The sequence below is a fragment of the Pseudomonas sp. R3-57 genome (genome assembly GCF_051132065.1).
Lineage (GTDB): Bacteria > Pseudomonadota > Gammaproteobacteria > Pseudomonadales > Pseudomonadaceae > Aquipseudomonas.
The window spans coordinates 3,877,821-3,888,545 of record NZ_CP071655.1; the positions used below are offsets into that span (position 1 = coordinate 3,877,821).

14 protein-coding genes are annotated in these 10,725 nt (G+C 56.4%); 5 read left to right on the forward strand and 9 right to left on the reverse strand.

The features are described 5' to 3' along the window. Positions 1-62 precede the first annotated feature (62 nt). The 3 genes from J3P93_RS17345 to J3P93_RS17355 all read left to right on the forward strand — a co-directional run bounded on the left by J3P93_RS17345 (position 63) and on the right by J3P93_RS17355 (position 3,377). Complete coding sequence (locus J3P93_RS17345) at positions 63-1,262, forward strand: YbfB/YjiJ family MFS transporter (RefSeq protein ID WP_434590017.1); 1,200 nt, start codon at positions 63-65, stop codon at positions 1,260-1,262. Between the two features lie 60 nt (positions 1,263-1,322). Further along, entirely contained in the window at positions 1,323-2,321 is a 999-nt protein-coding gene (locus J3P93_RS17350; protein WP_434590019.1) for an NAD(P)H-quinone oxidoreductase, read from the forward strand. A gap of 111 nt (positions 2,322-2,432) precedes the next feature. After that, a complete protein-coding gene (locus J3P93_RS17355; protein ID WP_434590020.1) occupies positions 2,433-3,377 on the forward strand; it encodes an alpha/beta hydrolase in 945 nt (314 codons plus the stop codon). Positions 3,378-3,405: 28 nt separating this feature from the next. Here J3P93_RS17355 and J3P93_RS17360 read toward each other — a convergent pair whose 3' ends face one another. Then, positions 3,406-3,735, reverse strand: a complete 330-nt coding sequence (locus J3P93_RS17360; RefSeq protein ID WP_206415804.1) for a hypothetical protein — start codon at positions 3,733-3,735, stop codon at positions 3,406-3,408. A gap of 196 nt (positions 3,736-3,931) precedes the next feature. Here J3P93_RS17360 and J3P93_RS17365 point away from each other — a divergent pair, with 196 nt between their 5' ends. Further along, on the forward strand, positions 3,932-4,207 hold the full coding sequence (locus J3P93_RS17365) for a hypothetical protein (protein ID WP_434590023.1): 276 nt from the start codon (positions 3,932-3,934) through the stop codon (positions 4,205-4,207). A 112-nt stretch (positions 4,208-4,319) separates the two neighbouring features. Here J3P93_RS17365 and J3P93_RS17370 read toward each other — a convergent pair whose 3' ends face one another. Beyond that, complete coding sequence (locus tag J3P93_RS17370; RefSeq protein WP_434590025.1) at positions 4,320-4,607, reverse strand: hypothetical protein; 288 nt, start codon at positions 4,605-4,607, stop codon at positions 4,320-4,322. 933 nt (positions 4,608-5,540) lie between these two features. Continuing rightward, on the reverse strand, positions 5,541-5,717 hold the full coding sequence (locus J3P93_RS17375) for a hypothetical protein (RefSeq protein ID WP_434590028.1): 177 nt from the start codon (positions 5,715-5,717) through the stop codon (positions 5,541-5,543). 521 nt (positions 5,718-6,238) lie between these two features. Here J3P93_RS17375 and J3P93_RS17380 point away from each other — a divergent pair. Then, positions 6,239-6,619: a hypothetical protein gene (locus tag J3P93_RS17380; RefSeq protein WP_434590030.1), complete on the forward strand. Its 381-nt coding sequence runs from the start codon at positions 6,239-6,241 to the stop codon at positions 6,617-6,619. Here the strand turns inward: J3P93_RS17380 and J3P93_RS17385 are convergent. The 6 genes from J3P93_RS17385 to J3P93_RS17410 are packed head-to-tail and all read right to left on the reverse strand — an operon-like array spanning position 6,601 to position 10,721. After that, entirely contained in the window at positions 6,601-7,104 is a 504-nt protein-coding gene (locus J3P93_RS17385) for a lysis system i-spanin subunit Rz (protein ID WP_434590032.1), read from the reverse strand. The two genes, J3P93_RS17380 and J3P93_RS17385, sit on opposite strands and share 19 nt — an antisense overlap. Next, on the reverse strand, positions 7,104-7,526 hold the full coding sequence (locus J3P93_RS17390; RefSeq protein WP_434590035.1) for a cell wall hydrolase: 423 nt from the start codon (positions 7,524-7,526) through the stop codon (positions 7,104-7,106). Before J3P93_RS17390 ends, J3P93_RS17385 begins: the two co-directional genes overlap by 1 nt. Positions 7,527-7,584: 58 nt before the next feature. Further along, positions 7,585-8,772, reverse strand: coding sequence for an acyltransferase family protein (locus tag J3P93_RS17395; RefSeq protein WP_434590038.1), 1,188 nt, complete (start codon positions 8,770-8,772; stop codon positions 7,585-7,587). Positions 8,773-8,800: 28 nt separating this feature from the next. Then, positions 8,801-9,244 carry a tail fiber assembly protein gene (locus J3P93_RS17400; RefSeq protein WP_434590041.1) on the reverse strand — a complete coding sequence of 148 codons (444 nt, stop codon included), beginning with the start codon at positions 9,242-9,244 and terminating at the stop codon, positions 8,801-8,803. A gap of 11 nt (positions 9,245-9,255) precedes the next feature. Next, the gene (locus J3P93_RS17405) at positions 9,256-9,873 is read right to left on the reverse strand and encodes an SGNH/GDSL hydrolase family protein (protein ID WP_434590044.1); all 618 of its coding nucleotides are present in this window, start codon (positions 9,871-9,873) and stop codon (positions 9,256-9,258) included. Beyond that, positions 9,870-10,721 carry a hypothetical protein gene (locus J3P93_RS17410; RefSeq protein ID WP_434590047.1) on the reverse strand — a complete coding sequence of 284 codons (852 nt, stop codon included), beginning with the start codon at positions 10,719-10,721 and terminating at the stop codon, positions 9,870-9,872. Before J3P93_RS17410 ends, J3P93_RS17405 begins: the two co-directional genes overlap by 4 nt. Between the last annotated feature and the right edge of the window lie 4 nt (positions 10,722-10,725).

Here is a 10,725-nt window from a genome sequence, read left to right on the forward strand (position 1 = left end):
CGTTATCGCAGCAACGATAGCGGATATGCTCAGCGCTATAAACCTTTGATGAGATCGCTGTCATGCGTACTTCAACCTCCTCCGGCATCTGGATGCCGATCTTCGCCGGACTCTGTGCCAGCCTGGTCAGCATTGGCCTGGCGCGCTTCGCTTACACCCCGTTGATCCCTTCGCTGATTGAAGCGCGCTGGTTCAGCGCCAATGATGTGGTCTACCTCGGTGCGGCCAATCTGGTCGGCTACCTGATCGGCGCGCTGCTCGGTCGGCCGACGGCGCGCCAACTCGGCAATAAAAATGCCCTGCGGCTGATGATGCTGGTGGTGACGACGGCGTTTTTTGCCTGTGCATTCCCATTGTCGGTGAGCTGGTTCTTCGGCTGGCGGCTGCTGTCGGGCATTGCCGGTGGCGCAATCATGGTGCTGGTGGCTGCAACCGTTCTGCCGCATGTGCCGGCAGCGCGCAAAGGATTGGCCAGCGGTGCGATCTTCCTCGGTATCGGCCTCGGCATCGCTGGTTCCGGGACGTTGGTACCGCCGCTGTTGAGCTTGGGCTTGCAGGCAACGTGGCTCGGCCTTGGCGCTTTGGCGCTGGTGCTGAGCGCACTGAGCTGGTTCGGCTGGCCGGACGACTTTGCCCATCTGCCAATGACACATGAAGCGACGGGCGCAGAGCCAACACCGCGCGCTGTGTATCTGTTGTTCGCCCAGTACGCGTTCATGGCCGCAGGGCTGGTGCCGGCGATGGTGTTTCTGGTTGATTACGTCGCACGTGGCCTCGGTGCCGGCGCGCACACCGGTGCGCTGATCTGGGTAATGTACGGTCTCGGCGCGATTGTCGGGCCAGTGAGTTATGGTTTTCTTGCCGATCACCTTGGCGCGCGCTCTGGCATTCGTTTGGTGCTGGTGGTGCAAGCCGTTGCCCTCGGTCTGCTGACGGTCTCTCACGCGTTTCTGGCACTGGCGTTGCTGGCGGTGATTCTTGGTTCTTTCCCGCCGGGGATCGTGCCGCTGGCGCTGGCACGGGTGCATGAGCTGGTGCCGGAGCATCATGGTCAGCAGATCGCCTGGAGCCGCGCCACGGTGTCTTTCGCCACATTTCAAGCCTTGGCCGGGTTTGCTTATTCGGCGCTGTTCAATGCCAGTGGCGGTCAGCACACGTTGTTGTTCATGTTCGCCGCAGGCGCGATCGTTATAGCGCTGCTGCTGGAATATGCCGTGATGTGGCTGCCCGCCGCGGCTGAACCACGCCGTTGCACAAATTGAGGGGAATCATTGCCCACCCGGCAAGCTCCCATTACAGAACGTATGCCTACAGGAGTCGACATGTCCCTGCCCAATCAAATGACCCGTATCGAAATCACCGAGCCCGGCGGGCCCGAAGTCTTGCAGCCCAAGCGCCTGCCGCTGTCGGTCGCTGCCGCCGGCGAAGTGCTGATTCGCGTGCACGCCGCCGGCATCAATCGCCCGGACGCCTTGCAGCGTGCTGGCAAATACCCGATGAAGCCCGGCATGAACCCGATTCCAGGGCTGGAAGTTGCCGGCGAAGTCGTCGCGCTTGGTGAAGGTGTCAAGCAGTTCGCCATCGGTGACCGCGTCTGCGCGCTGACCAATGGTGGCGGCTATGCCGAATACTGTGCGGTTCCAGCCGGCCAGACTCTGCCGATTCCCGCGGGTCTCGACTGGGTGCATGCTGCCGCCATTCCGGAAACCTTCTTCACTGTCTGGGCCAACCTGTTCGGTCTTGGCGGCGCGAGCCGCGGGCAGCGTGTGCTGATTCACGGCGGCACCAGCGGCATCGGCACTACCGCGCTGATGCTGTGCCGAGAGTTCGGTATTGAAGCATTTGCCACCGCCGGCAGCCCGGACAAGTGCGCAGCGATTCGCGATCTCGGCGCCGAAGCGATCAACTATCGCGATGAAGATTTCGCGGCAGTCATCGCCGAAAAAACCGCAGGCCAGGGCGTCAATGTAATCCTCGACATCATGGGCGGCTCGTACCTCAATGCTAACGTCAGCGCCCTGGCGATGGACGGCCGACTGGTCATGCTTGGTTTCCTCGGCGGCGCGCGCGCCAATGACTTTGACCTGCTGGCAATGATGGCCAAACGCGCGGTGATCACCGGCTCCCTCTTGCGCGCCCGCACCGCTGCCGAAAAAGCCGCCATTGCCGATCAACTGCGCGAACATGTCTGGCCAGCGCTGGCTGCCGGGCGCTGCCTGCCATTGATCGATAAGGTCTACCCACTGACCGACGCGGCGAAGGCCCACGCCCACATGGAGGCAGGTGACCATATCGGTAAGATCGTGCTGCAGGTGAGTTAAGCCTCGCAGCATCTTGTAATCAATGCAGCCGGACAGCGGTCGAAAAAATCACGCGCAGACCTGAGCATCTGGTAAAAGGCGTTCTTTGTCTGCGCTCAGGTGAAACGTTTAATGTTCCGGTCCTTCATGACGCGTCTGCGCCGTCGCCGCCTGGCGTTCGCCTGCATGGCCGCGCTGCTCATCGGCGTGCCGACCAGTTGTGCCGTGCTCGAACACACCGAGCGCACCCTGTTGTTTCGCATCGAACCGGGCAATGCTGGCTGGTATCGCGGCTTGCCCGGCAGCGTGCAGGAACTCGACCTGCAACCGAAAAGCTTCAAGGCCGGACAAAACATCCATGCCTGGTGGTGGCCGGCGGAGAAAGCCGATGCGCCGGCGATTCTTTATCTGCACGGGGTCCGTTGGAACCTCACCGGGCAGCTGTTCCGCATAGAACAATTGCGCGCGGCGGGCTATTCGGTGCTGGCCATCGACTACCGTGGCTTTGGTCAGAGCAAGGGTGATTTACCGTCGGAAAGCAGTGTTTATGAAGACGCTCGCGTTGCGTGGGAGCGCTTCCAACTGCTGCAACCGGACCCGGACAAACGCCTGATCTATGGTCACTCTCTGGGCGGCGCGGTAGCGATTGATCTGGCCGCGGAACTCGGCCAGCAGGCTGCTCGCAGTCACTCCCCCTTACCCGTGCGCGGTCTGGTCATTGAGTCGACCTTCACGTCGCTGGCCGACGTGGCTGCCGCCGTTGCCAATACCTCGCTACCTGTGCGCTGGCTGTTGTCACAGAAATTCGATTCCATCGACAAGATTGCCGACATTCACATGCCACTGCTGGTGGTGCATGGCCAGGCCGATGCCTTCGTACCGCCGCGCTTCAGCGAGCAATTGTTCAATGCCGCTGAGCAGCCCAAACGCCTGCTGCTGGTGCCCGGCGCGACGCACAACAACAGCATGGCGCTCGGTGGCCAGGGCTATCGCAAGGCACTCGATGCGTTGATGCAGACCAAACCATCGCCGCGGGTTGCCGGGCCGGCAGTGGCCAAGGGCTCTCGCGATTCATGAGCTGTCCGGCAACCTATGCACACTGCCATCAGCGCCGTGCCAGTTCGTGGCGTACGCACTGTTCGTAATAGGTCTGCTTGACCGCCGCGGGTTTCAGCTTCGAACTGCTGTTATAGGTTTGCTCGGTAATGCCCATCGCGGTCATGCGCATCCAGGGCTGCTGAAACCGCCGAACCTGCAATTGTTTGCGTGCGCCGTACAACGAGACTCCGGATAGTTTTGACCGCTGCGCGCCGGCAGCAATGTCCGAGCCCCACGTGCAGGCAAATCGATGGCTCTTGCTCAGCTCTTTTGCCTGCACGCCCGAGACGATCAAAGCCAGGGAAAGCGTCGCAACGGTTATCACAATCGTCCGCATATAGCCGACCTAACCTTCTGAAAAAAGGCGATTTTGCCGGGACAGATCAAGTCCGGGGGCCAGCAATTTGCCTTCCTGCGAAGGCTAACCTTTAAACCGAATACATCCCGAGCTCTGCCGCTTGTCCAGTCCCTCGCACCTTTGGCGGGCTGGCTTATCCATAACAGTACATTCCGCCCTGCAGAAGGCTCATGCAATGAACAGGAAAATCGCCGCCTTATCGTTCGCCAGTCTGTTTCTGATCGTCCCGCTTCATGCATCGTCAGCCGAAACAACAGCGGGTGCCGCCACCCCCGCCACCGCCCTGCCGGGTGTCAATCATGCAGAAAGCTCCCGCGACCATGACGAGAAGGCTAACAAGAAAGGCGAAGAGTCATCAGGTGCCAACGCAGGGTCACAGCCTCATGAGACGCAGAATGATGCCGCCACGTCTAGCGACTCCAAAGATCTGGAGAAAAAGCCCACCCAGTAATATCCATCGGACAACTCGAAGACCATCGGTTTGTGCTCAGGAATCCAAAAATAACAAAGGCCAATGTCATCGACATTGGCCTTTGTATTTCAGTCCCGAAAAAACCGGTTCGTCATTGCTTGGTGCACTGAGCGCCCAGCCCCATTCCCATGGAACCCAGCGCAACCATCGGGCCGCTCGGAAGTTCGCACTTGTATTCGCCGCCATCGGTTTGAGCGGTGTAGTAGGTTGTATTGAAGTCGTTGCGGATGTTGGAAACCTTGATAACGGGTTTGCCAATGGTGGTCTGCGCTCGATCCTTCAGATCACTTTCTCCCGGTTTGACGGTCTGGCATCCAGAGACCGTGAGCGCGAATGTTGCGAGTAAAACGAGAACCGGGACAGTCCTTGATGAGTTCATTGCAGATCGACCTTTTTAATTTTATGCCGGAAAATTTTGACAGCGAGCTGTCAGGCGATAGGACTTTAAAGTCGAGCCGGGACAGGGGCAATTAGGGCGGATGTGCTAATGGCTCAAAGCTAGCGTCATTCCCGATGCGGTTTTGCAACTGCGTTCGGGGGGCGTAAAAATATTTGAGCGACCTCAATCACTAAGCTAGAAAAAATGAATTAGCCACCTGATCCCTCGGTCAAGAATTATGAACGCAGTAAATCTGACGAGGTGACAGTAATGACTATCCAGGCAGAGACACTCGCAAAACTGACCAAAGCGCTCCAAGAGCGAGGCATGAATAGGGTTTCAGACATCCATTTCACCCGCGCGCCTTACCGATACAACCATCGCTGGATCTGTATCGTGGAGTGAATGTGCTGAATGCCCGCGGCTGGAGCGAAGTATCCAGCGCGGGCGCCACGGTGGTCCGCGCAGACAACGAAAGAAACGCATGGTGACGAGTTCGTCGGCTGTTTCAGAGCTTGTCCATAAGTCGACGGCATTAAAAAAACCCGGCACGGTGGCCGGGTCTTGTGAATGATATGGATCATGGCGCCTTTTTCGCGCCGCCGTTATCCCGGCCTGTCTGAGCATCCTGGTCAGAACCGGGATTCCCGGGTGGCGGGTTCCAGTCCTCTGGTCGCTCGTCGGCACCCTGCTTTGGCTCAGAGACAGCCTGTTCCAGGCCAGAATCATGGCCCTCGCCAGAGTCCGGCGTTTGCTCGCTAGGTCCCGGATACGGAGCTTCAGGGCCGTTGTTGTCGTCAATCATCATTTTTCTCCCGTCAGTGGCGCAGGGACTGCGCTGACTACTGAGAGACGATCCGACGCCAGGGAGTGCAATTCGCTCGACGAGCGGAAATTAAAAAGCCCGTATAACAAGGAGGCCCGCGACGGCCATCACCTATTACGCTGCAGCCAACCTGTCAGCATGAACACCAGACCAGGTATCAACAGGCCCGTCGCGACATAGGCAAAGGTTCCGCTGGCGAGAAGACCAGTAAGACCGAAAACGAAGCCGCAAATCGCCAGCGGCAGTCCCACGATAAACATTGGCTGCTTGAAAGCCTTTTCCATTACTCGATTCCATTCTGAGATTTTTCTCAAACCACGGGGGCCTGCAAATGATGGCGGGCGAGAAATTCCATCAGCCGTGCGCAAGATTCCGATTCATGGCTGGAGTAGTGCCCGCGGTTGTCCTGCTGCAAGCGTAGCCGAAGAAGATCCCAATCGAGAAGCCCCCGCAAATCTACCGCCCATGAAAAAGCCCAACTGGTTAGAGTTGGGCTAAGTCATTAAAAATATGGTCGGGACGGAGTGATTCGAACACTCGACCCCTAGCACCCCATGCTGGGGACTGTAGCCACGCAAGCAACTGATTTGTATGGATAATACCCTGTTTTACGGCTAGCAAAACATCCGACTTTTTGTGCTTATGCAAACGAAAGCACGCGGCCTCCATAGGAGGTTTTGCGCACCCTAATCCGGCGTCCTGCCGACAAACACCAATCCAGAATCCTACAGCTCGTCGCCTCACCCTCGCCCACTTACCGCGCCTCGATTACTGTATATACAAACAGTACCCGTAAGGCATTGCCGTGGACCACCTCATAGAAGACACCGACGATTGGCTCGGTAACCCGACCCCGCTCGAAACCTGCCGACACCAGCTCAGGATGTACGAAAACGAATTCGAAGCGCTCACTCTCAAGCTGCAGCGGGCACTTGAGAATATTCAGGGTCTGGTCAAAGACAACGACGCACTGAGGCAGGAAACGGTTTCGCTCCGCACTAAGCTGGCAACAGCTGAGTCAGTGGCGGCCGACGAGCGCCGGCGTGCCACTGATATCGAGACCAGAACCAACTGGGAGCTCATGGCGAAGAACAAGCACATCTCTCACCTGGCGACACAAATCCAAATCCTGAAGGGCGATAACCCTTATAAATCGACTTTTCCCCATCAGCGGGACATTTCCTGAACGTACGCTTGGCACCCCTGCAGCGCGATCAGTCCGCGATCACCGGTGTCGGTGATGGCGATAATTCGTTGAGCATGCGCCGGGTCAAGTCGGGCTCGTACGGATGCATGATCCACGCCGCCGGCGCCGGTGGCTTTTGGCACGTTACAGCCACCGGCTGAATCCGCGTCGATGAGGACTGACAGCCGCAGATCAGCAGTGGCAAGGCGATCGCGCAGGCGATCCTGGTCACGTTGGGCATCGCTCAATTTCCTGTAATGGGTTTGCTCACTGGCCGCCAGTCGCTGCTCGAGCGCCAGGCGCTTGTCTTGCTCTGCCTTCTGCGCATCGGCGCCGGCCAGCGCCAACAGGTTCAACGTCTCGCCGTGCTGCTTGTCCTGCTCGGCGAGCTGCCGGCCGTAGCGCCAGTCCTGAAACTGCCAGGCGCTGCCGAAGCCGGCGAGCACCAGCACCAGCACGCCGATCGTTTTCCACGGAATGACCATCACGGCACATCCTTGAAGAACAAGTGGCCACCCAACTTGAGTGTCTGCTTCGCCTTCGCTGACCAGGCCGGCGCCTTGATGCTGGTGGCGTAGTAGTGAGTGGCGCCGTTGGTTGGGTCCGGTACCTTGCCGTCGATCACCTGGTCAGCAGCGATCCGGCACTGCGCCAGTTCGCGGAAAGGGATCTGCTTCACGTCGATCAGGAACTGATAATTCGGGTCGGTCTTGTTCCAGCAGCTGAACTGGTACGGCTTCTGGCACACACCGGCATACCCCTCACCCCACCATGACTTCTCCTTCCCATCGAACACGCGGTTGCGGATCGCCCAGGCTACGGCGATCTGGCCGGCAGTTCCTTCGCCGCGAGCCTCCCCCCAGATAGTCCGTGCGAGCACGTTGCGGTCTTTTTCTGTAGTGGACATCACTTTCTCCAGGCAATAAAAAACCGCCCACTCGGGCGGTTTCAGTAATTCATTCGATTCAGGCCGGGTCGACCCCTCGGCGATCGGGCCTTGGATTTACGGCATCGTAAACTTGCATAATCCCTTTCTGACATGGCTTTTCTACAAGTCGCCAGATAATGTAGGCAGCAACTATCGAGGCACCGGAAAAAATAGAGAACCGTATACTCTGGTCAAGATCAGGTAATAGGTTTTTCTCTAAAACTAACCTGAAAATTATTTGATGTATCAAATACAGGGAAAAGCTGATTTCTCCAAGCAGCACTAAAGGCCGCCAAGAAAGAGCTTTTGAAATCATTCCTTTTTCCAAGTAGAAGCAGCAAATTACGGCCGCAAATAACAATGCAAGGGATGTGTGCTTTACGAATTCAAAAACTGCCGGGCTAGACTTTCCGATATAGGGTCTCAGCCACAACGCTACTATCGGTGACAGAAAGACAACCGCGAGTACAGCGCATATCTCAATAAAAGATCCGGACTTAAAGCCAATATTTCTATCACGTACTCCAACCATCAATTGATGGCAAATGATGCCCAACATGAATTCCTGAATCCTTCCAACAGGGCTAATGTAAATTATACCGTGACTGGTCAATGACTGCTGGCTTTCCGCAGCATAGTAAGTAACCCCAAAATAGTCCAAAAAAAATGATAGACCCAGCCCGACCGCCACAAACGCTGTGTATTTCACCCACGGCCTTGATGGCAGCCACATCAGCAGCAGCGGAAATAATGCGTAGAAAAACATTTCAGTAGAAATGCTCCACGACACGCTATTAAACGAAAAATAATATTCAGGAATAGGAATCATAGAATGAATAAGAAATAAGTTGGACAAAAAAACAACTATCCACTTAAAGGACTCGAGCAATGTGGCCTGATACGGAATCAAAAAAAGCAACAGTAAGGCGCAAACGACGTGGGCTGGCCATAACCTGGCAACCCTAGATACGTAAAACCGCGACAGCTCCATGCGCCCAGACACTTTCGAGTGAGCATGCGACAGGATGAACCCTGATAGAACAAAGAAAAAACCAACACCACCAGCCAATGGGACAGTGTTGAAAAACCCGTCCGGTATGAATATTCCTTGCGAGTGATGAAGCAGGATTGCAAGCGCTGCAAAAAACCTAAGCGATGTCAGTCCTTTAATTTGCTTTGTGATCATTTGCAGCACGCCTAAAGATTTTGCGGCTGATGCTACCACGCAGCTGTACCTGGCGGGAATCAGTCCATTACCCCTTACCTGGCTCCGGTGGTAAGGTCGGGTATGCTGGCCAATCAATTGATGACGGATAGCCAGACTGCTGATCGATTTTGTTCAGCGCCAGCTTATATCCAGCGAATGTCTTGAACTTTGCCTCGTCTTCCTCATCGAGCAAGCCAGCTAGGTAGGCGTCGGCCATTCCGATGGTTGCCTCATTGGAAATAGCGAGCAACGTGTCGCGTTGAGCTAGCGCCTCATAAATGAGTTCGGCTTCAGACTTTTGGTGAGGCACCGGCGCGCTCAGCGACCAGCTCCCAGAAGACTCAACTGCTAGCCAACCCACCGCAGGACTTTTTTCAAAGTCACTAACATCCACCCACACCATATCGGGGTGGAACATTTCAGAAATATCTCCATCCGTGGAGAACAGTTCTTGAACTTCACCTTCGCAAATTCGTGCGTAGCTTCTCATTTAAATTTTTCCTAATGGGTCATATACCATTGAACAAGTGGGTTGATCATAGTGAAGAGATTGTCGGCCTTATACTGGTAAAGCGCGTCAGTTGGGTGTACCCCGTCTGACAGCAGTTCTGTCCAGTTTGGGAGCCCGGTTTGAATCCACTGATGATGGTCGGCCAGCGTCAGGCCCTTGGATTTCGCAAGCTGACGTATGACGAGAGCTATTTGCGATAGCCTCGCGTACTGCGGGGTGTTGATCGGGTTTGGAGTCTCGACCAGCACCGTCTTCCCATGCTCTTGGGCGATCCTGATTAACTCCGAGAAATAGAAGCTCACGTCGTTATCTGTCTCCCAACCCGAATACGCATCGTTTATTCCGTAGTTGATCGTCACGATATGCGCCGGAGAGACACTCATGGCGTGCTCCCAAGTTTCCAGCGCAGGCGATGCCCCGATACAGCGCTGTGGCGCTGTCAACCCGGGGATCCCCTTATTGTTGACGACGACGATGGCACCATATTTACGCTGTAGAGCCGACGGGACATTGTTTGTTGATATCACATAAGCACCATTGAGCTTGGTGCCACCCTGTGTCGTAGAGTCACCATGCATATCCACTATGACGGGATTGGCTGGCATCATGCATATTCCCACACAACGACAATACCAGGCGCGCCCGCCCCACCGGTTAATGCACTGGAACTCGCTGTATTGCCCGTGCCGCCACCACCGGAACCCGGTGATGCAGCTGCAACACCCGCCACCCCAGCAACCCCAGGCGCGGCTCCGGCGCCAAAGAGCGATGCGCCTCCACGACCAGGCTGAAGGCTTGTTGGGCCGAAGCAAATGCTCAAGTCGGAACCTTGGCCGACAAAATTTCTAATATTTCCGCCGCTTGGACCGTTACTGTTTCCCGCCAGCGCCACGAAAGATCCTGGTGATGGACCAGATGTGTTACCACCCTTTCCGCCTGGGCAGCTTACAAAACCACCAAAAGAAGAAGACCCGCCCGGATTGCCCGCTGCGCCTGAAACTCCAGTTCCGCCTGCCCCAACAACGATAGACACACCGGCAAATCCCGAGGTGATGAACGATTGTGCGTATGCACCGGCGCCACCTGCGGAACCAAGAGAACCATTGCCGGCAGTCGTTGCAGGAGCGCCAGCGCCAGCACCGCCAGCCCCACAGCACTCAGCAATAATCCTCGCGGTACCCGCTGACGGCGTGTAAGTGAAGGTTCCGGCAGTAGCAAAAACGCGAACGTTGATCAGGCGACCAGTTGCGAGTTTCCGGATTGCCTCCACCAACTGCGTGTTGTTCAGTTCTGCGGGCGTAAGCCCTGCAGCGGTGATGACGTTTAGGATTTCGTCGGTGACGGCGTTGCCCCACTGCGACGGAATCAAAGAGCCCGGCGTCCCCGTCAGAGGGTTTTCATCTACAAACTTTCCGCCCACCAGTCCAATGCTGGGAACGCTAATCGGATAATCCACAGGT

Coding starts and splice junctions, on each gene's coding strand:
- J3P93_RS17345 (WP_434590017.1), top strand. CDS start 63: ATGCGTACTTCAACCTCCTCCGGCATCTGGATGCCGATCTTCGCCGGA.
- J3P93_RS17350 (WP_434590019.1), top strand. CDS start 1,323: ATGTCCCTGCCCAATCAAATGACCCGTATCGAAATCACCGAGCCCGGC.
- J3P93_RS17355 (WP_434590020.1), top strand. CDS start 2,433: ATGTTCCGGTCCTTCATGACGCGTCTGCGCCGTCGCCGCCTGGCGTTC.
- J3P93_RS17360 (WP_206415804.1), bottom strand. CDS start 3,735: ATGCGGACGATTGTGATAACCGTTGCGACGCTTTCCCTGGCTTTGATC.
- J3P93_RS17365 (WP_434590023.1), top strand. CDS start 3,932: ATGAACAGGAAAATCGCCGCCTTATCGTTCGCCAGTCTGTTTCTGATC.
- J3P93_RS17370 (WP_434590025.1), bottom strand. CDS start 4,607: ATGAACTCATCAAGGACTGTCCCGGTTCTCGTTTTACTCGCAACATTC.
- J3P93_RS17375 (WP_434590028.1), bottom strand. CDS start 5,717: ATGGAAAAGGCTTTCAAGCAGCCAATGTTTATCGTGGGACTGCCGCTG.
- J3P93_RS17385 (WP_434590032.1), bottom strand. CDS start 7,104: ATGGTCATTCCGTGGAAAACGATCGGCGTGCTGGTGCTGGTGCTCGCC.
- J3P93_RS17390 (WP_434590035.1), bottom strand. CDS start 7,526: ATGTCCACTACAGAAAAAGACCGCAACGTGCTCGCACGGACTATCTGG.
- J3P93_RS17400 (WP_434590041.1), bottom strand. CDS start 9,244: ATGAGAAGCTACGCACGAATTTGCGAAGGTGAAGTTCAAGAACTGTTC.
- J3P93_RS17405 (WP_434590044.1), bottom strand. CDS start 9,873: ATGATGCCAGCCAATCCCGTCATAGTGGATATGCATGGTGACTCTACG.